This window comes from Paenibacillus sp. N22P23, assembly GCF_059383735.1.
Map to the genome: position 1 here is coordinate 41,254 of NZ_JBXENT010000001.1, position 22,967 is coordinate 64,220.

Below are 22,967 nucleotides of genomic sequence, written 5' to 3' on the forward strand. Positions count from 1 at the left end.
AGCTTACATGATCTATTTATGGGCTTTTATCGTAGGCGGAGGCATTTGCGTCATCGGCCAGCTTATGTTTGATGTAGCGAAGCTGACACCTGCGCATACGATGGCAACGCTCGTTGTAGCAGGTGCTGTAGTGGACGGGATCGGCTTGTACGAACCGCTCGTCAAATTTGCAGGCGCAGGAGCAACAGTACCTATAACGAGCTTTGGTAATGCGCTTGTGCACGGCGCGATAACAGAGTATCAGAACGATGGCTGGATCGGGATCATTACCGGTATATTCAGCATCACGAGCGCAGGGATTTCCGCCGCGATTATTTTCTCCTTCTTGGCAGCGCTGGCGGTTCGGCCTAAGGGGTAGCAGAAGCTGATCACATCCGGAAGGATTCGCGGAAAATATAGACAGTACTACTGAATTGGAGGGTCCCTGTGGGATTCTCCAATTTTTTTTGGCGGTTATGTTGCTATACGAGTAGTTGTATTTTTTGTAAAATAATAGAATCACCACACTCATATCCAACTACCATCATCCGGGAGGAATTGTCATGGACAATCGTACAGCTGAGTATCGCTTATGTAAGGAAATTCGCCGTAATTTGGGCAGTTGTATATTGGGTAAAGAGGTCGAAATCGAGAGACTGCTTACAGCGCTGCTAGCTGGCGGCCATGTACTCATCGAGGATGTGCCGGGAACGGGCAAGACACAGCTCGTTAAAGCGCTCTCCCGCACAATAGGCGGCCAATTCCGACGTATTCAATGCAATCCTGATCTACTTCCAACTGATATAACCGGCGTTGCTATTTATCATCCGAAGAATGAAACGTTTATGTTCCGGCCTGGTCCGGTGATGACAAACCTGCTGTTAGTCGACGAAATAAACCGCGCTACCACGAAGACGCAATCGGCGCTGCTCGAAGCGATGGAAGAGCATCATGTTACGGTGGATGGCGAGTCTCATGAATTGCCGGTACCTTTCACGATGATTGCCACGCAGAACCCGATTGAATTCGACGGCACCTATACACTCCCAGAAGCGCAGCTTGACCGATTTATGATGAAGCTTACACTAGGCTACCCGGATGCTGCGACGGAGAGGCAAATGATTATTTCTCCCAATGCTTCCTCACCGGCGGATAAACTGGAGCCGATAGTAGATGTCGAGCAGATCGCCGTTATGATGGAAGCGGTCAAACGAGTGCATCTCGACGAAGCGGTTGCCGATTATATCATTCGAATCGTCCGCGCCACACGCGCTCACAGCGGCGTACAGCTGGGTGCGAGTCCGCGTGCTGCCATTTCACTGACAGCAGCTGCCAGAGCAAACGCCTATCTGCAGGAACGTGATTATGTTATTCCTGACGATGTGAAGCTGCTGGCTTCCTCGGTGCTTTCCCACCGGATTATTATGCATACGGAATCCAGAATGAACGGTCTGAAACCCGAGGACGTGATTCAGTCCGTCATCCGTGACACGAATGTCCCTGTCCGAATGGAGCGCTGACGCTAATGCTTACGGCTAAAGCGACAATGTTCAGGTGGCGTTTTATCGGCCTTGTATATGTGATCTCGCTCTTATTTTTACTTTTTCAAGGCGGCAAGACGTCTTTCATGTTGTTCTGTATCTTTAATGTTCTTCTGATTTATCTGGTCTTTGGCAGATGGAGCGGGATTGCATCGGTTACCGGTGTTCGGAGGCTGAGCAACGGCACGAACTCAATCAATGAACAGTCTTTGTCTGCCGGAACCCGGCTTGAAGTCAGTTTGACCATGCAAATTCCCGGTGTCTGGCCCATCCCTTATGTACTCGTTCGTGACCGTTTGAAAAGCATAAGCGGAACGGTGATTCCGATTGAAGCATCATTCGTGCCCAATTATCGCAGAACCGGCGTTGTTCACTATGTAACACCTCCGCTTGAACGTGGCGTCTACCGGTTTGATTCAACAGAATGCTCAACGCGGGATATATTCGGTTTATTCGAGCATAAAGGGTCATTCGAATCGTCCGAGCCGTTCACGGTGTACCCTCGGATTGTTGCGATTCGGCAGTGGAAGCAAATGAAACGAGGCTCAAAAGGGCCGTACTCGACCTCCGCATCACGATTATCAGCGAAAGAAACGACACAGATCAACGGTGTCCGTGAATATATTTATGGGGATCGCCTATCTCGTATTCATTGGAATGCTACGGCTAAGACGGGGCAGTGGAAATCGAAGGAATTCGAGCGTGAATCGCTTCCTCGTACAGTCGTCATGTTGGACCGATATGCCGGGTCTTATGAGAATAAGGACCAATTCGAGCTGGCGGTCTCGGCTGCTGCCTCGCTGCTGGAATTTGGTTTTCGCAGAGCTACAGTCGTCGGATTAATTTCCGTCGGCGCGAAGAGTGAAGGCTTCGCGCCTAAATCGGCCGCTGATCAACGCGAGCTGATGATGAATCATCTGGTCCGCGTGAAAGCGGATGGGGAACAGCCTCTCTATCGCGCAATCAGGCAGTCAGGGACGCTGGCAGCGGCGGGTTCCTTTGTAGTCATAGTCAGTCCGCAAGTAGGCGAAGAAACCATTCGTGCAATGGAATGGCTGAACCGAACCGGCGTTGTGCCTGTCCTCATTCATTTGAAATCTAATGCGGCTGCCGGAAAAAGCATCGTCGGCGATATCCGCGGAAATGAATGGATGAAGCTGCTTCGTAAGAATGGCTTCTCCGTGCATACAATCAGCTCGCTGCAAGAACTGCCTGACGCGCTTGAAGGAGGTCAGACGTAATGAGAACCTTCAATCGTGCGGCAATCAAATGGTTTTCCGCAGATGTCTATCGTAAACTATCGGCTATTTTCTCCGCACTTATCGTATTTCAGTGGATTCGATGTCTTGGTGACTATTGGTGGTCAGAGACCTACACGATCGTTAATGGGATTCTATTCGCCGCTGTTGCGGCTAATCTGCTCATCCCATCCAAGCTGCTTTCCGGCACTGTACAGCTGGTATCACTGGTCGGTCTTAATGCAGCCTACTCGGGGTACGTTTGGGTAGCATTCGAAGGTGATAAACGTTCTCCTGCGCAGTGGCTGGATTGGTTCAAGCTCCAGTACGACCAACTGACGCCGTTTATCTGGATCAGCCTTGGTGTATGGGCGGTATTTCATGCCATTGTGCTGCTCCGTCATAAACGAGCTTATATGATGATCGCAGTTGGGCTTGCGATTCTATCGCTGGCTGCGGCAGATTCCTTGTTTACACCGATTCATTTATGGGACGAGATTGCTTGGCTGGTCTTCATCGGCCTCGGCTGGCTGGTTGCAAGCCACTTCTCTAGATTCAAAGAACGTCATCCAGAGAATTGGGCGCAGCTGCTTGAATATCCGCTCAGCTTGTTTCTGCCGATGCTGCTTATCATTACGCTCGTTATGGGAGCCGGACTGTTTGTTCCGGCTGTCAAGCCGATCTTGACGGATCCTTACACGGCGTGGAAAGAAGCGCGTGGTGAAACGATTCCTAATTTGGTCGGTGACAAAGCGATTGTTGTGGCTGCCACCAAGAATAATGCAGATGGGCAATCCGGCTACAGTCGTGATGATAATGAGCTTGGCAACGGATTTGAATTTGACTACACGCCGGTCATGACCGTAACGACCACCAAACGCAGCTATTGGCGCGGCGAAACCAAGTCGCTCTACAGCGGTAAGGGGTGGTCAGAGGCGCCGCAAGAGAAGAAAGAGAAGGCACTTGGCTCCATCGTAAGTAAGCAGGAACTGAAGCCAAGCGGTATTGCGGATACGACCAATAAAGAGGTTGTCGATCAGACGATTACGATGCTGAAGAAGGATAAGTTTCCGGTTATATTCGGTGCAGGACCGATCTCGTCCGTGATTGCGGTAGATGGGAAGAATACATCTCTGCCTAAGCTGAATTGGATGTCTGATTCCTGGGAGCTGAGGCTGCCGAAGTCTAACTCGGCCAGCTACCCTTCAAGCTATATTATTCAATCGAGCGTTCCGATTCTTGATGTGGAAGCAATGAAAACCGGAGCACCTGCAACGCTAAGCGAGGACATCAATCCTATGTATTTGCAGCTGCCGGATACATTACCTCTTCGTGTGAAGCAGCTTGCTCAGAATATTACGTCTACAGCAGCAACGCCTTACGACAAAGTGAACTTGTTGGTCTCCTATTTGCAGGCGACCTACGCCTATACCAATACACCGGACTTGTCGAAACGCGTAAGTGATGATTTCGTGGATTCCTTTTTATTTGAAGTGCGCGAGGGATATTGCGATTATTTCTCCACATCGCTTGCCGTCATGTCACGTACACTTGGCATTCCTGCCAGATGGGTGAAGGGGTATTCGCCCGGCTCCAAGCCGGTCGATCCGGAAATGCAGCGTCTCCAAGGGATGACGGGTGCAGAGCCGGAAGAGAGCGATGCAGGTACGTACACGGTGCGAAACGCAGATGCACATTCTTGGGTTGAAATTTATTTTAACGGTTATGGCTGGCTGCCTTTCGAAGCGACTTCCGGATTCGCATTCCCATATGCGGTACCGAAGGACACAGCGGCACCTGAACTCGCACCTGTTCCGGTTCCGGAACTGGACAACGAGACACAGCCTGCAGAAGATGGCGGCTTTAAGGTGAAAGCTTGGATGTTCTGGACTGCAGCTTCTGTGCTCGCGTTGCTGCTCGCTGTGCTGGGCTTAGGGCCGCTGCAAGCGAAGTTCAAACGATATCGCGGAGGTTCTGGCACGATCAATGAGCGAATCGTAAAAGAAACCAACCGTCTGATTAAGCACTGCCGTAAGAAGGGACTTGACTACAATGAGTATGAGACGGTCAGGGAAACGATGGCACGCTGGTCGGGAAGGCTCTCCTCGCTGCAAACGCATTTTCGTGAGGTGCAAGTGGCTTTCGAAAAAGCGATGTACAGCAATAAGTCGATGACGCGAGAAGAAGCGGATCGCTTGGCGCTGACGATGAAGCATATTCGGGAGCATTTGGGATAACAGTCGCTTTGAGAGCCGCTAAAGGTGTGTTTACGCATCTTTAGCGGCTTTTTTGCAACAAATTCACTAATTATGGTATAGTTTGCGTGATAGCGATAAGCAGGGGAGTCGAAACTATGTTTGAACGGCTGTTGCCGCACATGCGCGTCAATACCATTTATGATATCAATTTGCAAACATTGAAAGATCAGGGGATACGAGGCATTATCACCGACCTAGATAATACGCTTGTTGGTGCCCGGGAGCCGCTGGCTACGCCGGAGCTTACCAAATGGCTCGATGATGTGCGCGATAATCTTGGCTTCAAGGTTGTCATCGTATCCAACAATAATCAGACACGTGTCGGGAAGTTTGCGGATCCGCTGAACATTCCGTATGTTCATGCTGCCCGTAAGCCGGCCGGAAGGGCGTTTACTCGCGCGCTTAATGAACTTGGTTTGCCAGCGGAGCAAACAGCCGTAATCGGTGATCAAATGATGACAGATGTGCTTGGCGGTAGAAGGATGGGGTTGTTTACCATTCTCGTCAGACCAATCGCACCACATGATGAAGGGATCATGACCCGTTTCAATCGGTTTCTGGAACGCATTGCCCTATCCCGTCTGCGGAAGAAAGGGCTATGGCCCGAGGAGGAACATAAGAAATCATGACTACTTACCATGAAGAAGACAAACATGCTTGCGCCGGCTGCGGTGTAAAGCTGCAAACCGAATCATCGGACAAGCTGGGGTACATCCCGCAAGCGGCGCTTGCCAAGGATCCGGCCATCTGCCAAAGATGTTTCCGAATCAAGAACTATAATGAAGCGGCGTCAATCGCTGTTGATCAAGACGACTTTCTGCGGCTGCTAAGCGGCATTGCGAATACGCAAAGCTTAGTTGTACATATTGTCGATTTGTTTGATTTTGAAGGCAGTTTGATTTCCGGCTTACAGCGGTTCGTAGGCAATAATCCCGTACTGCTGGTCGTGAACAAGATTGACCTGCTGCCAAAGAGCATTAACCCGAACCGGATTCTTAACTGGGTTCAGAAGCAAACAAAGGCGCAAGGCTTGAAGGTTGTCGATGTGGTGCTTTGCTCCGCGAAGCGCAATATCGGCTTTGAGCGCGTTATTGAAGCAATCGGCACGCACCGCGGTAAGCGGGATGTGTACGTTGTCGGCGCCACTAACGTCGGAAAATCAACATTAATCAACAGACTGATTCGCGACTACAGCGATCTGGAACGTGAACTGACAACGTCCCGTTACCCGGGTACAACGCTGGATGCGGTTCATATTCCGCTTGATGACGGGAATGAAATTATTGATACGCCAGGTATCGTATATGCTCACCGGATGACGGAAATCGTGCCGCGCGAGGTGCTTGGCGCCTTGCTGCCGGATAAGCCGATTAAGCAGTTGGTTTACCAGCTGAATGCGGGGCAAACGCTGTTTGTCGGTGCACTGGCGAGGTTTGATTTTATCGAAGGAGATCGTCAATCCTTCTCTCTCTATGTTTCAAATGCACTGCAAGTGCACCGGACGAAGCTTGAGCGCGCAGATGAGCTGTACGAAACGCATAAGGGCGAAATGCTTGCACCTCCTTCCAAGGAGCAATTAGAGGAAATGCCGGCTTGGACGCGTCATCGTTTGACGATTAAACGCGGCACAGATACGGATGTGTTTATTTCCGGTTTGGGCTGGATTCATATCAACGGCAGCAGCGGTGCACTGGTTGATGTGTTCGCACCGAAGGGGATTCGTGTGCTGCAGCGTGATGCGCTGATCTAATCGAATAGAACAACAGCCGATTCATCTTGCATGGGGAGAGTGAACAGAAGGATGGGCAACGCGGTGGACAGCCATACCGTGCTCTACAGTGTAATCGGGGATCCGATACATCATTCGAAATCGCCGATTATGATGAATCGGGCTTTCCGAGAGACCGGGATCAATGGCATTTACACAGCTTTTCATATTACTGGTGACCGACTTGGCGATTTCGTAGCAGGTGTGCGTGCGATGGGCATCAGAGGCGTGAACGTAACGATTCCACATAAGCTCGATATCATGCCTTTGCTCGATGAAATCGACGAGAGCGCGCAGGCGATCGGTGCTGTTAACACAATCGTGAACACAGACGGTCATCTGACAGGCTACAATACCGATGGTCTTGGTTATGTTCGGTCGCTCAAAGAAGAGGCAAAGTCAGATCTTGCAGGCGCTAATGTGCTTATTATCGGTGCAGGAGGCGCGACAAGAGGGATTCTGTATGCACTTGCCCGTGAAGGCGTCGGCTCGATTACGATTTCCAACCGGACGGCAGCTCGTGCTGAAGAGCTTGCTGATGCATTCCGAGCATGGGTTCCTTCGATTCGCGCGATTGGGCAGGATGAATTGCAGGAAGCTTGCGGTTTGAATGACATTATTATTAATACAACCTCGCTTGGCATGTATCCGAATGTGGAGGCCACACCAATTGATTGTGCATGGCTTAAACCGGATACGGTTGCGAGCGATCTTATTTATAACCCGCTGACGACGAGATTTCTCGCGGAAGCGAAAGAACGAGGCTGCACCATTCACGGCGGGCTTGGAATGTTTATTTATCAAGGCGCGTACGCCTTTGAATATTGGACGGGCCGTCCGGCTCCGGTTGCCGCCATGCGGGAGACGGTGCTGGAAGCGCTGCTCGCCACATAAGGAAAGTACCGTTTTCACTTTGACGAGAGAAGGAATCACATATGCTAACAGGTAAACAAAAACGTCATTTGCGCTCGCTTGCGCATCATTTACAGCCGATTTTCCAAGTAGGTAAAGGCGGCACAAACGATCATCTCGTTCGCCATATCGAAGAAGCGATTGAAGTTCGCGAATTGATCAAAGTATCCGTTCTGAATAACTGCATGGACGATCCCAAAGAAGTAGGTAAATGGATCGCAGAAGAGTCCGGCTCCGAGCTTGTACAAGTCATCGGCAAAACGATCGTATTGTACAAAGAATCGAAAGATAACAAAACAATCGAGCTTCCTTAAGGGCGGGTTCGGCTAAGGCGAGAGGAGTCATGTCGATGTCGTTGATTAAAGTGGGATTTATGGGCGGAACGTTCGACCCCATTCATTATGGCCATTTGCTTGCTGCCGAATCGGCACGCGAAGCTTGCGGTCTCGACGAGGTTTGGTTTATACCTGCCGGTCATCCGCCGCTGAAAGAAAACGGGCCTCTTGCTGACGGCCAGACTAGGCTTGAGATGGTGTACCGTGCCATTGATTTTCAACCCCATTTCCGCGCAATGGACGTTGAGCTGGAGCGTGAAGGCACCAGTTATACGATTGATACCGTAAAATCACTCATGGAGATCTACCCCGGCAGGGAATTCAGCATCATCATCGGCTCGGACCGCGTGAATGACTTGCCGCTGTGGCATGAAATCAAAGAACTGGCAGCTTTGGTTCGCTTTATCGGGGTGCGCAGAGCCGGTGAAGAATTGAAGGCAGACGAGCTTCCCGCTTATCTGCAGGAAAGGCTGACGATGATTGAGATGCCGCAGATCGATATCTCCTCTACGGATATTCGAAATCGAAGGGCACAGGACCGGTCGATTCGTTTCCTCGTTCCGGAGAAGGTCTATTCGTTTATAAGAAGGAACGAGCTTTATGAATCGTGATGAGATGATTGCCAGGGTAAAAGCCGAGATGCCGGAGCGGAGATGGACGCACACAGTAGGCGTAATGGAGACATCCGTTATTCTTGCTGAGCGGTTTGGCGCCGACCCTGTTAAAGCTGAACAGGCAGCTATTTTACATGATGTAGCGAAATATTGGCCTACCTTACGTATGGATACGATTATTCGGGAAGAAGGGCTTCCCGCTGATTTGCTGGTGTTTGATAAAGAGTTGTGGCATGCGCCTGTCGGTGCGTTCGTCGCAGAACGTGATTACGGCGTCACTGACATGGAGATCCTTGATGCTATTCGTTATCATACTTCCGGGCGTGAGCAGATGACGCTGATGGACAAGATCGTTTGTCTTGCCGATTATATGGAGCCCGGCCGCGATTTTCCCGCTGTTCAATCCATTCGGGAATTAGCGGAACATAGCGTGGAACGCGCATTGGTTGCGGGGTTTGATTCAACGATTTCTTATTTGCTGCAGCAGGGAAAACGGATTTATCCGCTGACGATTGCTGCGCGAAATGATTTACTACTAACGATACGGGAGGCTGGGCTATGACGGTTCATTCCGACGAGCTGCTTAAGCTTGTAGTTAAGGCAGCTGATGATAAGAAAGCGCAAAATGTGATCGCGCTTGACTTGAAGAACATCTCGCTTGTAGCGGACTATTTTGTTATCTGTCACGGGAATTCGGATGTGCAGGTGCAGGCCATTACAACGGAAATTCGCAAACAAGCGGAGTCGCGCGGCGTACGTGTTCGCGGGATAGAAGGCGCGGATACAGGAAGATGGATATTGGTAGACATCGGCGACGTTGTCGTCCATGTGTTCCACCGCGAAGAACGCGAATATTACAATATTGAACGTCTATGGTCCGACGCGAAGGTCGTGGAATTCGCATGAGTTTAATCGCCGGCACAACAATGAATCTTAAGCTGGCACGTGAAGTTTCGCCTTACGGTTATTTCATGACCGATGGTGAATCGGAAGTGCTGTTGCACTATACCGAGCTTGTCGGACATCGTCCGCAAATCGGGCAATTCTATGATGTTTTTCTGTTCTTCGATTCGGAAGATCGCATCGCTGCAACGATGAAGACACCTCTTATCCAGCTCGGCACTGTGGCGAGACTGGCAATAGCGGATATTCATCCGCGTATCGGAGCTTTTCTGGAGATGGGCCTCGGCCGTCAGCTTCTGCTGCCACTGTCTGAGCAACCTGAACTGAAGGAACTTCGTCCGAAACGGGGCGATGAGGTCCACGTAATTCTGGCTCATGACAAAATCGGCCGTCTGGTCGCAAAGGTTGCTTTCGAGGAAGAACTATCGGAGCTGGCCTTCCACGCGCCGCAAGCTTGGCATAACACATGGGTTGAGGGCTGGGTAACGAAGACGCTTAAGATCGGCTCGTTTGTGATGATCGATGGCGGCGTAATTGGTTTTGGCGCTTACGGCTTTATTCCTGCGGATGAGCGGACTCGGTTGCTTCGACTCGGTGAGCGTGTGAAAGCGCGGGTTACGTTCGTACGCGAGGACGGACGGGTGAACCTGTCTATGAATCAACGTAAGGAAGTTGGACGGGTAGAAGACTCGGAGCGGATTCTCACCTTCTTGAAAGAGCGTCCGAATGGCGCAATGCCATATTCGGATGAAACGCAGGCTGAAATCATCAAGGAAAAATTCGGCATCAGCAAAGGCGCGTTCAAGAGAGCGATCGGTAAGCTGATGCGCGAAGGACTCGTCGTTCAAGAAGGAAGCTGGACGAAGCTGACCGAGCAAGCAACGACGGCGACTGTTATGTCGCAGCCGGCTGCTTCTTCGGCAGACGCGGGGGAATAGCAATGGAAGCCTATCGGCATTTCGCCTCTGTGTATGACAGGCTGATGGAAGAGATGCCGTATCCGCAGTGGCTGAAGTTTGCAGAGGATTGCTGGGCACGCTATGGAACTCCGAAAACCGTCGTTGATCTGGGATGCGGAACAGGCAGCATTGCAATTCCGCTGGCACGAAGCGGTTACCAGGTCTTCGCGATTGATCTTTCCTCTGATATGTTGACCATTGGGCAGAGCAAGTGGGGCGAGGAGCCTTCGCGCAGCGGCGGCACGCTTACTTGGCTGCAGCAGGATATGACAGAGTGGGAGATTGGCGAACAGGTCGATGCCGTCATCTCATTCTGCGATTGTATCAATTATTTGACAGAGGAAGACGAGGTTCAAGCTGCTTTTCAGTCCACTTTCGCTGGCTTGAAAGAGGGTGGTCTGTTCCTCTTTGATGTTCATGCGCCAAATACGTTAGCTAGGTATGCCGCAGAGCAGCCGTTTGTACTCGATGATCCGGATGTTGCCTACATCTGGACTTGCGAGCTGGATGAAGAGCGGATTGAAATCGAGCATCGACTGACGATATTTGCACAGGATAGCGGCTCGCGAGATAACAGGTTTTCTCGCATCGAGGAGATGCATGTACAGCGGGCGTATGACGCGGAGTGGATTCGGGAATCACTGCTAATGGCGGGATTCAGTCGCGTAGAGCAATTTGCGGATTTCACGATGAATGAGGCTGATTCGGAATCAGAACGGCTGTTTTTTGCGGCAATCAAGTGAATTTGACCGATTACGGGCGTTCTGCGCCTTGACATGACAGGATTCGCTTCTTTATAATCGAACTATCTATTTAGGTGTTGAAGAGGAGCAGTAGCTTTAGAAGCGTTTGGATCAGAGAGCCGGCGGTAGGTGCAAGCCGGACCAACGTGAAGTGAACTCGCCTTGGAGCCGCGCGTGAACACGATTGCAGTGGTAAACGTGCCGTTTCGCCTGCGTTAAGGGCAAAGAGTGAGCAGCGACAAAGCATGTCGTTTGCTAACTAGGGTGGTACCACGGGAGACTAATCTCTCGTCCCTAGCGTTGTCGCTAGGGACGGGAGTTTTTTTTGTTTTCTGATAAGGACTGGTTTGGCATGGAAGAGAGAATAGGGAGGCAATTCGTTATGACACAGGAACGCCAAGAGCAGCAGGGGTATAACCCCTTAGTCATTGAGCCGAAATGGCAGAAGCATTGGGATGAGAACAAGTCGTTTAAGACGACCGAGGATGCAGGGAAACCGAAATTTTACGCACTTGATATGTTCCCTTATCCATCCGGAGCAGGCCTTCATGTCGGTCATCCGGAAGGTTACACTGCAACAGATATCGTCTCGCGTTATAAGAGAATGCGCGGCTACAACGTGCTTCATCCGATGGGCTGGGATGCATTCGGCTTACCGGCTGAGCAGCATGCGCTGGATACAGGTGAACACCCGCGTGAAATTACGGTCAAGAACATCAACAATTTCCGCCGTCAAATTAAATCGCTGGGTTTCTCCTATGATTGGGACCGCGAGTTCAGCACGACAGATCCAGACTACTACAAGTGGACGCAATGGATCTTTATTCAGCTGTTCAATAAAGGTCTGGCTTATGTAGCGGAAGTGCCGGTTAACTGGTGTCCTGCACTTGGAACTGTTCTTGCCAATGAGGAAGTTATCAACGGCTTGAGCGAGCGCGGCAACCACCCGGTCATTCGTAAACCGATGCGCCAATGGGTGCTGCGGATTACGGAATATGCAGAGCGTCTGCTTGAAGATTTGGAAGAGCTGGACTGGACAGAGAGCATTAAAGATATGCAGCGCAACTGGATTGGCAAATCCAAAGGTGCGGAAGTTACATTTGCAATTGACGGACATGATGCTTCCCTTGTCGTATTTACGACTCGTCCGGATACCCTCTTCGGAGCTTCCTACTGCGTACTTGCACCGGAGCATGAACTGGTAGATGTAATTACTACTTCTGCACAGCAAGCTGCTGTTAAGGATTATCAAGAGACAGCCGCACGCAAGAGCGATCTTGAGCGTACGGATCTTAATAAGGATAAGAGCGGCGTATTCACGGGTGCTTATGCAGTCAATCCGGTTAACGGTGCGCTTGTTCCGATCTGGATTGCCGATTACGTCCTTGCCGGATATGGCACAGGTGCGATTATGGCCGTTCCGGGACATGACCAACGCGACTGGGAGTTTGCAAAACAGTTCGATTTGCCGATCGTGGAAGTTGTTCAAGGCGGCGATGTACTGGCTGAAGCTTTCGCCGGCGACGGTCCACATGTGAATTCCGGATTCTTGGACGGACTCAGCAACGAAGAAGCTATTGCTCGCGCTATCGAATGGCTCGAAGCGGAAGGTAAAGGCCAAGGCAAAATAACTTACCGTCTGCGTGACTGGTTGTTCAGCCGTCAACGCTACTGGGGTGAGCCGATTCCGATTCTGCATTTGGAAGACGGCACAATGAAGCCGGTACAGGACGATCAATTGCCGCTGCTGCTTCCTGACGTTGAACAAATCAAACCATCGGGTACAGGCGAATCTCCACTTGCGAATGTAACGGAGTGGGTAGAAACAATCGATCCGGAAACAGGTCTGCGTGCCCGCCGCGAGACGAACACGATGCCGCAATGGGCCGGCAGCTGCTGGTACTACCTGCGCTTCATCGATCCGCATAACGATAAGGAGCTGTGCTCCAAAGAGAAGCAGGCCGAGTGGCTTCCTGTCGATCTGTATATCGGCGGCGCAGAGCATGCCGTACTTCACTTGCTGTATGCGCGCTTCTGGCATAAAGTGCTCTATGATATCGGCGTAGTGGATACGAAAGAGCCGTTCCACAAGCTGGTCAACCAAGGCATGATCTTGGGCACCAACAATGAAAAAATGAGTAAATCACGCGGCAACGTTATCAATCCGGACGATATCGTGAACGTATACGGCGCTGACACCTTGCGTATGTACGAAATGTTCATGGGGCCGCTTGAAGCGACAAAGCCTTGGAACACAAACGGCGTAGAAGGCATGTACCGCTTCTTGGCTCGCGTATGGCGCTTGTTTGTTACGGACAGCGGTGAGCTTGCCGAGAAAATCGGCGGCGAAGCTTCGGAAGTCTCCGAAGTGTTCAAACGTACTTGGCACCGTACTGTTAAGAAGATCACCGATGATTACGAGAACCTTCGCTTCAATACGGCGATCAGCCAGTTGATGATTTTCGTCAACGATGCTTACAAAGCGGAATCCTTGCCTCGTGAAGCAATGGAGAGCTTCGTACAAATGCTCTCGCCGCTTGCGCCGCATATTGCGGAAGAGCTGTGGTCGAAGCTGGGTCGTACGGATGCCTTATCGTTTGCGGCATGGCCGACTTTCGATGAAGCGTTGACGATTGACCAAGAAGTCGAAATCGTCGTTCAAGTTAACGGCAAAATCGTAGAGCGGATTTCAATTGCTGCCGATACAGACGAAGCAGAGATGGAGCGAATTGCGAAGGAGTCCGAGAAAGTAGCGGAAGCGATCGCAGGGAAGACTGTTCGTAAGCTGATCGTCGTTAAAGGCAAGCTGGTTAATATCGTAGTAGGCTAAACAAGGCGCGGGCGGGTTCATAGAGGATCCGTTGTAATAAAGAAAGAGGTGAGCGACCTCTTAACGCAAAGCATGCGTTAAGGGCCGTTCACCTCTTTGCCGTATAATGACACTTTCACACGTTCTAAATCTTCGTTGTATTTGGCATGTGTTGCTCGAATAAGCCGGTTGAATACGCCATCCAGTTCACGATTGAGCAGCGCCAGCGCTTGCGCGGTAATACCGCCAGGCACTGCGACACGCCTTTGCAGCTCCTCCGGAGACATTCCGCCTGCAGTTAAGAGCTGGCCAGTTCCTAGGAGCATTTCACTGGCAACGATACGCGCCTCATCACGCGGAATGTTGGTTTCCTCTACGGCTGCATCGATGAATCGCTGGAGGAGGTAAGACATGATGGCCGGTCCGCAGCTGGATAAATCCGATACGATGCGCGTATGCTGCTCGCTGATTGGCATCGGCTCACTGATATAGGAGAGTAGATGGTTCAATCGATTTTTATCGGCATCGGTCATCCGGTCGCCGTACATACACAAGGATACGCCGCTGCACATATAGTTTGTGATGCTCGGAATAACTTTCGCTACTTTACAAGGAAGCGATTCCTCCAACTGCTCGATCATAACCGGGCTGGTGATCGAGATAACAATCTGCTGCGGCTGGATGACATCGCGGATTTGATCGATGACGGTTTTGAACTCCATCGGTTTGATGCATAGAAAGATCAGATCCTGATCGATGACGGCATCACGGTTCGAAGGGACAGCCTGAAGACCGGGATGGCGGTCAGCTAAGCAGATTGCTTTTGCTAAGGTGCGGTTGCTGGCAGTTATTTGCGACGGCTTTAGAGCTCCCGATCCGATAAACGTATCGATGAGCAAGCTGCCCATGCTTCCAATCCCGATAAATCCGACATTCATCGCAATCCCTCCTATGCGCTATAAGGCAATCAGCGCAGCTTTAACACAGTATTGGGTTAGTGAATCTATAAAGTAATTGTGGTGCTCTTACTACGTTATGCCGGGCAGCAAGGCCATCATGACCAGCAATAACGTAAAAATTACAAAGTTTTCTAAATGGGGGAGGCGTATTGGGATGCTGCAATCCGGATCAGGCCGATTGGATCGGTATAAGCTGCTGATTCTTGCTTTGTTTCTCGCCGCACTTCTGATGGCTGCGACAGCTGTCTTCTTACATCCGAAGGCTGAAGAGCCGCCGGGCTGGGTTCAAGTGAATGATGAGGTGGACCAAGCATTAAAGCCGCTGGAGCAGCAATTGGTCAACAAGCAACAGGTCGTAGTCGAGAAACCTGCGCCTGCGACAGCTGCACAGTCCAACGATGCGGTTGTTCATGAGACAGCTCCGGTTGCGAAACCTGCTGATGGAGGGAAAATCGATATCAATCATGCGACGGCTGAGGAGCTGGATGCACTTCCAGGTATCGGCGCCTCCAAGGCCAAATCGATTATTGAGGATCGGGAGAAAAACGGATTGTATCGCAGCATAGACGATCTGCTTCGCGTGAAAGGCATCGGACCGAAGCTGCTTGAGAAAATGAAATCTTCCATTGTTCTCCATCCCTGATTATGCGACAATAAGAGAATTATCGGTAAGCAATAGCAGTAATCTCACACGAAGCGTTTATTTCGCTTATTAATGATCATACGTTTCCAAGCCCGTACTTGTGCCGCCGGATTGTATGAGAGGCATAGATGATATTTTGCATGATTTAACACATGCCAAGGAGGAAGAGCTACAGAAATGGCAGAAGAAGTTCAAGACAGCGCCAGAAAAGACTGGGACACTTATTTTATGGATATTGCGTATATGGTTTCTACTCGCTCACGATGTCCGCGCCGGCATGTCGGTACCGTTTTGGTACAGGGGAAAAAGCTGCTTGGTACGGCCTATAACGGTGCACCAATGGGAGTTGCAGACTGTTCAGAGGATGGCTGTATGATCGTCGAAGAGCTGGAGATGAAGCAAGTAGGTGAGGTCGAGCAGATGGTAAAGAAACAACGCTGCATCCGTACGATTCATGCTGAGCAAAATTTGCTTCTTTTCACCGATCGGATCGACCGTGAGCGTTCCACAGTGTATGTGACAGATCAGCCTTGCTGGACCTGCGCGAATATGCTCGCGAACAGCGGTGTGCGCGAGATTGTATATCATCGTGCATATGCTAAAGACAGCGATAAGGTAATATCCCTTATGAGCTTGAAGGGGATTGTTTTTCGGAATCTTGCTGCTTATGAGCCGCCGGCTCAGGCAGGCATGAATGTTATTGGTTAATCATCAGCGCATGTGGGGAAGAACCTCCGAATGTGCCTAAGGAAGAGAGCGGTGTGGTCCATAACTGTGGATTACTTTAGTCGGCTGCTTCCGTGGGTATAGACGGAGGTTTTTTGCGTTTTCTGCGTTGTTCGGAGGAAAGGGGGATGGGTGGATGGGGGCAAGAAGACCGCTCATCTGGTTTACGGTGTGTTGGGTGCTGGGAGCAAGTGCCGCAGCGGGATTAATGGACTATGGCGTTTATTTGACCGGTGCGGCTTTACTTGCTGCCTTGCTCGCGCTGGGGCTGCTGAAGCGTGCTTCATGGCTGCTTGTTGCTGCATGTTTGGCGGCCTACATGGCATCTGCCGGTGAACGAATGTGGGTGGATTCGCGCAATGTCACTGCGCTGCCACAGCTGCAAGCGGCTGCTCATGAGGCTGTTCCTGCGGGGGCGGCAGTTTTCGGTGCGGAGATCAGCGGCATTATTATTTCATCGGTTGAGATTGACGGTGATCAAGTTCGGTTCCGTGTTGCTGTAGATGAGGTCTTGTTAAGTGGCGAAGTCAATTCCAGACAGCTTGGCGGTGAGCGCATGCAGGTGCAGGTGCGGCTTACGGAGGAGAGGGAGTTAAATCGTGCAGACTCGTGGAAACGCGGGCAACAGGTGTCGGCTGCAGGTGAGCTGTCTGCACCAATGGCTGCTACGAATTTCGATGGTTTCGATTATCGCCGCTATTTGAACAGCCAGCGCATCCACTGGCAGTTCATCGTGGATGGCGCTGCCGCGCTGGAGGTAAGCGCCGGACCGCGCTGGTCGGCTTCTGCGCATCTCCGCTATGTCGATGACGTGCGTGCCTTGCTTGGGGCACAAATGGATAAGCTGTATCCGGACCTCCAGTCCGGGTACATGAAAGGCCTCGTCCTCGGCATAAGCGACGATCTCGATCCCGCCGTGTACCGCCAGTTTGCGCAGCTGGGACTCACGCACATCCTGGCCATATCTGGCCTGCATGTCGCCGTGTTCCTCTATATGCTCGGCGGCCTGCTTCGCTTAACCCGAATGACCCGGGAGCGCATGCTGCTGCTGCTCATTGCGGCGGTGCCGCTGTACGTGCTCCTCGCCGGAGCCTCGCCGTCGGTCGTACGCTCCGGCATTATGGCCGTGCTCGGCCTGGCAGCCGCGCGCCTGCACAAGCTCGGCGACGGGCTGCACTTGCTGGCCGCTGCCGCGCTGCTCATGCTCGCGTTCGACCCGTACATGCTCGGAAACGTCGGCTTTCAGCTGTCGTTTCTCGTGACGGCGGGTCTCATTCTCGGCGTGCCGCCTGTGCGCGGCTGCCTGCCTGCCGGGAAGCGCTGGTGGTCGCGTTCCCTGCTTGATTTGCTCACCGTCACCGTGGTCGCACAGCTCGTGTCGATGCCGCTCACCATCTACTACTTCAACGCGGTGCACCTGCTCTCGATCGGCGCAAACCTGGTACTTGTGCCGTTCATCAGCTTTATCGTCATGCCGCTGGGCGGGGCTTCCATACTGCTCGGTGCTTTATGGCATCCAGCAGGTGCGCTGCTGTCACAGGTGGCCGTAATAGGCAATGAACTGACGTTTACTTTTGTTACACAACTGAGCGAATGGAACAGCTTTCGCTTGATCTGGGCAACCCCGCCGCTATGGTGGGTCGTGTGTTATTATGGTTTGCTAGTGATCTGTTTCAATTTGCTTGGAAGGTTATCGCGTCGACGGCGGCTCGATTCGGAGGAAAGTTCGAGTATACATACGGACTTGGCTGGGAACAGAAATTCGGCTTCGTTTGCGGAGAGGGACCTCACACAGCCGATCCATGAATTATTGCTGGCGGAGTCGACGGTAATCCCGTTCATTGACATGTCGCCTCAGGGATCGCCGCGAGCTCGCAGTCGGAGCATCTTCCTGTTGTCAATAACAGCTGTCAGCTTAGGGATACTTCTATTATGGGCCTATTATCCCGACTTTCGGGATCGCAATGCGTATGTGGATTTTTTCGATGTGGGCCAGGGTGATGCGATTCTGATCCGCACCTCGAGCGGGAAGCAGATCTTGCTGGATGGCGGAGGGGCTGTACAGTTTGGACGCAAAGAAGCTTGGCGGGAACGAAAAGACCCATACGAAGTAGGCCGAAAGCTTCTCGTACCGCTGCTGCAGAAACGAGGCGTTCATCAGTTGGATCTGCTCATTCTATCTCATCTCGACAGCGACCATATTAAAGGTCTGCTAGCGGTATTGAGTGATATCAAGGTAAAGGCGATATTGTGGAACGGTACACTGAAAGCTTCCGAGGATGCCGTATCGCTGCTGCGCACAGCGGTGGATGCGGGTATTCCGCTCTATAAGAGTACGGCCGGCTTGAATTGGCAGGTCGATTCCGGTACGACAATCCAGGTGCTCGGTTTAGCGCCAAGCGCTGGCGATGCGATCATGGAGGAAGAGGAGCAGAACGGGCAGAGTGTTGCGTTACTCATTGAAATGTACAACCGCCGATTTCTGTTTACAGGAGATGCCGATGTACAAGAAGAGAAGCAGCTGTTGGAGCGGCTCCACTCTCATCCAGGCATACCATCATCAGCTAGCCCCATCGACGTCATGAAAATCTCCCATCATGGCAGCAAAACCTCCACCTCCGCGCAATGGCTTACCTATTGGAGGCCGAAATGGGCGGTTGTCTCTGTCGGACGAACGAATACCTACGGTCATCCGGCTCAGGATGTGATGGATCGCCTAACAGCTGCAACGATTCAAACTCGCCGAACGGATTGGAATGGCGAAGTCCAATTCCGCATTAGTCCGGATCAAGTAATGGCCCGCAGAGAAAAAATCCCCGACTCCTAGCAGTCATGCTGCAAGGCATCGGGGAAACGCATTTATGTGTAGATCTATTTAGTGGAGTGATTTAATTTTCTTTGCCAGATCCATGCGCTGAAGTTTCAAGGATCCAATCAGCTCGCGAATCGTGCTTTCCTCAGCCGGATCGCTGCTCTGCTTCATTTGTGCAAGCAGATCCATCATTTGATGGTTGATCGTATTGAATTTATGCCACAGCTCTTCTTTGGCACTTCGTACAGCCTCTTCGCGGTCCAATACATCCTTCTGACGCATCGCTTCAAGCAGCTCTTCCTGCCACTGCTGATCGCCAAGCTGCTTGGCAAAGTTGTAGAGGTCCAAATAATCGTCAAACCAATTGCTGGTCATAGTCATCGTGGAGGACTCCTTTCGTGCGCTTGTCTACCTCATATTATACTTAGAATAAGAAGAAGATCAAATCTCATTCGTACTATATTTAGATTAATTTCGCACTTTTATCAGACTACTTTCGTACATATTCAGTTTGACATCGTTCTTGGAGCGGTGGTAATCTGTGGCAAAGAACGGTTTGGAAAGGGGCATTCTCTCATGGGTACGATTGTGTCAGTACATCCTTTTGATGAAGAACAGGTGAAGGCTATACAAGAGGCTTGTCCGAGCTTGGATTACCTGAGTGTAAGCGGCTCTGATGAAGCAAGAGCGGCTCTTATGAATGCAGAAGTGATTTTGGGCTGGAATCGTGATGTGCTCAAAATCATTCATGCAGACGGCATTCCGCTAAAATGGCTGCAAAACTTAGGAGCAGGCGTCGACCACATCCCGCTGGATCGGCTCCAATCGCTCGGTGTCACACTGACCCATGCTTCCGGTGTTCATCCGAATGGCATTTCGGAATCGATCTTTGCCATGCTCCTCTCCTTGACAAGAAACGTACATATCGCGATTCGCAACCAGCAAACGCAAACGTGGAAGCCATCGAAGAATATGGGTGAAGCGCATGGGAAGACCATTGCGATTCTCGGGACTGGCGCGATCGGGCTTGAAACGGCGAAGCTGGCTCAAGCGTTCGGCATGAACGTGCTCGGCGTTCGCAAGTCGGGCGAACCGGCCCATGGCGTTGATCGTATGTATCCTATTGAACAATTAAATGAAGTGATCGCTCACAGCGATTACATCGTCAATTGCTTGCCGCTGACTGCGCAGACGAGGCATATCGTAGGCAAGGAACAGTTTGCGGTCATGAAGCCTTCCGCGATTTACATTAATATTGGCCGTGGCGGCACAACCGATACAACTGCACTGGTTGATGCTTTGCAGAAGGAACGGATCGCTGGAGCGGGACTTGATGTGTTTGAGCAGGAGCCGCTTCCGCAGGAGCATCCACTGTGGACCATGGAGAATGTTATTCTAACCCCGCATGAAACAGGCAATACGCCTTATTATATGGACCGCGCGCTATCGATTGTGCTCGATAACTTAAAGCATTACAGCGAATATGGAAAACCTTGCCGAAATGTCGTTGACTGGCAAGCGCAATATTGAATTTCGTAACGTAGTCCAAAAGCCGTACTCCCGCTGGTAATTTCTAGTAGGGTGTACGGTTGTTCTATTTTCTGCTATCATTTTGAATAGTATGCTTACCTTAATCATTTCTCAAAATGGAAGTGAAACAGCCTATTTCTTCATGCATTCAGGCTGGAAGAAGCCTGCCGATCGGCCTAGTAATGGTGATTATCTGCCTTAATTCGGCACTTGTTCATTATTTGTCATTTGGCTTCACACAACATCCTTAAATTTTTATAAAGAATTGTTTAGGCTTGGTGCAACATTATAACGAACCTTTCCGTCTGAAAGGTTGCAAGGGGGGATCCTCCGTGGTAGAGCCAGGCCTTATTAAAGCCGCACAAGCCGGCGATGGCGACGCTCTTATTTCTCTATTGCGCGAGATTGAGAATCATGTTTACCGGACAGCCTACTATATTGTAGGCAATGAGCAGGATGCGATGGATGCGGCTCAAGAAGCACTTATTCGTATTTATACGAAAATCGGCAGCTATGAAGAGAAAGCCCAGTTTAAAACCTGGGTACAGCGGATTGTCACTAACATATGTATCGATAAGTTTCGTCGAACCAAACCGACTGTATCCATTGACGAGCATGACATGGTGTTCAAGGATAATCAATCGGTTGAAGAGGAAGTTCTTACTTCCTATGCTGCGCAGGATATCCGCAAAGCGATCGACAAATTGCCTGAGCATCATCGGGCCGTTGTTGTTCTTCGCTATTTGCAGGATTTCTCGTACAATGAAATCGCCGATTCACTTGATCTGCCGCTGAATACGGTCAAATCTTATTTATTCCGGGCAAGACAACAGCTGCAAACATACCTGCATGATTATCAGAGAGGGGGTGTCCGAGGATGAATTGTCAAGAGGTGATGGAATATATGCAAAGGCAGCTTGACGGCGATCTGGATGAGCAGGAAGCCGAATTCTTGATGACTCATACACGGCATTGCCCGGAATGTGCAGCCATGCTTGAACGGCTTGAAATGCTCTCCTCCGGACTAACCAACCTGCCGAGGGTCACGCCGAGCTACAGTTTGGTGGATGCGATACTGCCGCGACTGGCAGAGCTTCAAGTCGCTCAAGATACCGTCATTCAAGGCGATATTCCGATGCAAGACCGCGAAACAGACCAAACAGCAATGCCAAGACGAATTGGGCCAAACTCGGAGAAGCGAAGATGGACAGACCGGTTCTCGTTTCGTGCAATTGGCGGTGTCATAGCAGCAGGCATTATTGCAGGGCTGTTCATCGTCAATTACGATCCGAGCCGTTCCATGAACGATTCCGATTCCGCACAAGATATGTCCGCAGCTTCTTCGGATACGTTTGATACGGCACAGAATACATCTACGGCTGATTCAGCGGTCAGTATGAATCAATCGACTGAGTCGGCCAGCAATGCTTCTACAGCTAATGAGATTACAACCGAAGCTGCCGAGCCAAGCGCTGCATCGTCCAATGTTAAGCCGATGATGAAGTCGGACAGCCGCAATGTGGATCCGAATGGTGAAACCATGCCGCCGCTCACAACAGAAACGGATGGCGGGGCACCTGCGGTGAAAGGCCAGTCGCCTAACTACGAAGTGTCCCATGAAAGTGATTCCGATTCCGGTAATGCAGGTGCAGCAACCGAGAATGCTGCGGGGGATGAAACCAAAACCTTGGACAGCAAGTCGGACAGTGGATCCGCTAATAATGAGCGCGTCGGCATTGCAGCTGAGAACGAATTGATCATGGCTTCGCCGATCTCGCCGGATGGCATGTATCAAGCCTTTATTGTGGAGGACACGGTCCGCATCTATACGGTTCAAGAAAGCTTGATGATTTTCCAAGGCGTTAAGCGGGCCGATATTGCGCATTTGAAGTGGTCCGGGTCCGAAGACAGCTTGACGTTGACGTACGAGGCTGCAGATGCCGAGGGGAACAAGCAAGTTTATTCCGTTGATCCCAAGAAAGCAGCTGAGCAGCAAGTACAATCTATTAAATAATATGGCGGTTGATGCACACTTTACGGGATGTTCGCGTATGGTGTAGGGAGCAGGAAACCAGTCATAGGACGGCACCTTGACGTCGTATGACCATTCGCAGCCGGTACCATGGACCGTATGCTAGCGAGTGTTTATATAGATGTTCGGGGACAAAGGGATGAGTCGCAAGCTGACTTCATCCCTTTGTTGCGTTTTTTGTGAAATGGCGCTATCGTAGGGTTGGT

At 51.0% G+C, this 22,967-nt stretch carries 22 protein-coding genes and 1 other annotated feature; of the genes, 20 read left to right on the plus strand and 2 right to left on the minus strand.

Going from position 1 to position 22,967, the window contains the following annotated elements:
- The first annotated feature begins 7 nt into the window (after window positions 1–7).
- From spoVAE to leuS, 14 genes are all read left to right on the plus strand, one after another.
- Window positions 8–358 (plus strand): stage V sporulation protein AE, encoded by a 351-nt coding sequence (spoVAE, locus tag AC506A_RS00185; protein WP_495459017.1) that lies wholly within the window; start codon window positions 8–10, stop codon window positions 356–358.
- 184 nt (window positions 359–542) lie between these two features.
- Window positions 543–1,499: an AAA family ATPase gene (locus AC506A_RS00190; protein WP_495459018.1), complete on the plus strand. Its 957-nt coding sequence runs from the start codon at window positions 543–545 to the stop codon at window positions 1,497–1,499.
- 5 nt (window positions 1,500–1,504) lie between these two features.
- A complete protein-coding gene (locus AC506A_RS00195; protein ID WP_495459019.1) occupies window positions 1,505–2,761 on the plus strand; it encodes a DUF58 domain-containing protein in 1,257 nt (418 codons plus the stop codon).
- A complete protein-coding gene (locus tag AC506A_RS00200) occupies window positions 2,761–4,995 on the plus strand; it encodes a DUF4129 domain-containing transglutaminase family protein (RefSeq protein ID WP_495459020.1) in 2,235 nt (744 codons plus the stop codon). Before AC506A_RS00195 ends, AC506A_RS00200 begins: the two co-directional genes overlap by 1 nt.
- 95 nt (window positions 4,996–5,090) lie before the next feature.
- Window positions 5,091–5,645, plus strand: a complete 555-nt coding sequence (locus tag AC506A_RS00205; RefSeq protein ID WP_495460923.1) for a YqeG family HAD IIIA-type phosphatase — start codon at window positions 5,091–5,093, stop codon at window positions 5,643–5,645.
- A complete protein-coding gene (yqeH, locus tag AC506A_RS00210) occupies window positions 5,642–6,766 on the plus strand; it encodes a ribosome biogenesis GTPase YqeH (RefSeq protein ID WP_495459021.1) in 1,125 nt (374 codons plus the stop codon). Before AC506A_RS00205 ends, yqeH begins: the two co-directional genes overlap by 4 nt.
- Window positions 6,767–6,817: 51 nt before the next feature.
- Window positions 6,818–7,678: a shikimate dehydrogenase gene (gene aroE / locus AC506A_RS00215; RefSeq protein ID WP_495459022.1), complete on the plus strand. Its 861-nt coding sequence runs from the start codon at window positions 6,818–6,820 to the stop codon at window positions 7,676–7,678.
- Window positions 7,679–7,719: 41 nt separating this feature from the next.
- The gene (gene yhbY, locus AC506A_RS00220) at window positions 7,720–8,010 is read left to right on the plus strand and encodes a ribosome assembly RNA-binding protein YhbY (protein WP_495459023.1); all 291 of its coding nucleotides are present in this window, start codon (window positions 7,720–7,722) and stop codon (window positions 8,008–8,010) included.
- A gap of 44 nt (window positions 8,011–8,054) precedes the next feature.
- Complete coding sequence (gene nadD, locus AC506A_RS00225; RefSeq protein ID WP_495460924.1) at window positions 8,055–8,642, plus strand: nicotinate-nucleotide adenylyltransferase; 588 nt, start codon at window positions 8,055–8,057, stop codon at window positions 8,640–8,642.
- Complete coding sequence (gene yqeK, locus AC506A_RS00230; protein ID WP_495459024.1) at window positions 8,632–9,207, plus strand: bis(5'-nucleosyl)-tetraphosphatase (symmetrical) YqeK; 576 nt, start codon at window positions 8,632–8,634, stop codon at window positions 9,205–9,207. Before nadD ends, yqeK begins: the two co-directional genes overlap by 11 nt.
- A complete protein-coding gene (gene rsfS, locus AC506A_RS00235; protein WP_475779117.1) occupies window positions 9,204–9,551 on the plus strand; it encodes a ribosome silencing factor in 348 nt (115 codons plus the stop codon). The genes yqeK and rsfS overlap by 4 nt, the downstream gene beginning before the upstream one ends.
- Window positions 9,548–10,486, plus strand: a complete 939-nt coding sequence (locus tag AC506A_RS00240; protein WP_495459025.1) for a CvfB family protein — start codon at window positions 9,548–9,550, stop codon at window positions 10,484–10,486. The genes rsfS and AC506A_RS00240 overlap by 4 nt, the downstream gene beginning before the upstream one ends.
- A gap of 2 nt (window positions 10,487–10,488) precedes the next feature.
- Window positions 10,489–11,250: a class I SAM-dependent DNA methyltransferase gene (locus AC506A_RS00245; protein WP_495459026.1), complete on the plus strand. Its 762-nt coding sequence runs from the start codon at window positions 10,489–10,491 to the stop codon at window positions 11,248–11,250.
- 68 nt (window positions 11,251–11,318) lie between these two features.
- Window positions 11,319–11,549: a binding site (T-box leader), on the plus strand.
- An 83-nt stretch (window positions 11,550–11,632) separates the two neighbouring features.
- The gene (gene leuS, locus AC506A_RS00250; RefSeq protein ID WP_495459027.1) at window positions 11,633–14,080 is read left to right on the plus strand and encodes a leucine--tRNA ligase; all 2,448 of its coding nucleotides are present in this window, start codon (window positions 11,633–11,635) and stop codon (window positions 14,078–14,080) included.
- Window positions 14,081–14,157: 77 nt separating this feature from the next.
- On the opposite strand, the gene comER is transcribed toward leuS, so the two are convergent.
- Window positions 14,158–14,997 carry a late competence protein ComER gene (comER, locus tag AC506A_RS00255; protein ID WP_495459028.1) on the minus strand — a complete coding sequence of 280 codons (840 nt, stop codon included), beginning with the start codon at window positions 14,995–14,997 and terminating at the stop codon, window positions 14,158–14,160.
- A 175-nt stretch (window positions 14,998–15,172) separates the two neighbouring features.
- Between comER and AC506A_RS00260 the strand changes: the two genes are divergently transcribed.
- The 3 genes from AC506A_RS00260 to AC506A_RS00270 all read left to right on the plus strand — a co-directional run bounded on the left by AC506A_RS00260 (window position 15,173) and on the right by AC506A_RS00270 (window position 19,214).
- Window positions 15,173–15,661 carry a ComEA family DNA-binding protein gene (locus AC506A_RS00260; RefSeq protein WP_495459029.1) on the plus strand — a complete coding sequence of 163 codons (489 nt, stop codon included), beginning with the start codon at window positions 15,173–15,175 and terminating at the stop codon, window positions 15,659–15,661.
- 177 nt (window positions 15,662–15,838) lie between these two features.
- Window positions 15,839–16,369, plus strand: coding sequence for a deoxycytidylate deaminase (locus tag AC506A_RS00265; protein WP_495459030.1), 531 nt, complete (start codon window positions 15,839–15,841; stop codon window positions 16,367–16,369).
- Between the two features lie 154 nt (window positions 16,370–16,523).
- Entirely contained in the window at window positions 16,524–19,214 is a 2,691-nt protein-coding gene (locus AC506A_RS00270; protein ID WP_495459031.1) for a ComEC/Rec2 family competence protein, read from the plus strand.
- Between the two features lie 48 nt (window positions 19,215–19,262).
- On the opposite strand, the gene AC506A_RS00275 is transcribed toward AC506A_RS00270, so the two are convergent.
- A complete protein-coding gene (locus AC506A_RS00275; protein ID WP_495459032.1) occupies window positions 19,263–19,580 on the minus strand; it encodes a hypothetical protein in 318 nt (105 codons plus the stop codon).
- A gap of 195 nt (window positions 19,581–19,775) precedes the next feature.
- Here AC506A_RS00275 and AC506A_RS00280 point away from each other — a divergent pair, with 195 nt between their 5' ends.
- From AC506A_RS00280 to AC506A_RS00290, 3 genes are all read left to right on the plus strand, one after another.
- Window positions 19,776–20,729, plus strand: coding sequence for a D-2-hydroxyacid dehydrogenase (locus AC506A_RS00280; protein ID WP_495459033.1), 954 nt, complete (start codon window positions 19,776–19,778; stop codon window positions 20,727–20,729).
- A gap of 332 nt (window positions 20,730–21,061) precedes the next feature.
- Window positions 21,062–21,610: an RNA polymerase sigma factor gene (locus AC506A_RS00285; protein WP_495459034.1), complete on the plus strand. Its 549-nt coding sequence runs from the start codon at window positions 21,062–21,064 to the stop codon at window positions 21,608–21,610.
- Window positions 21,607–22,743 (plus strand): anti-sigma factor family protein, encoded by a 1,137-nt coding sequence (locus AC506A_RS00290; protein ID WP_495459035.1) that lies wholly within the window; start codon window positions 21,607–21,609, stop codon window positions 22,741–22,743. Before AC506A_RS00285 ends, AC506A_RS00290 begins: the two co-directional genes overlap by 4 nt.
- Window positions 22,744–22,967: the final 224 nt, after the last annotated feature.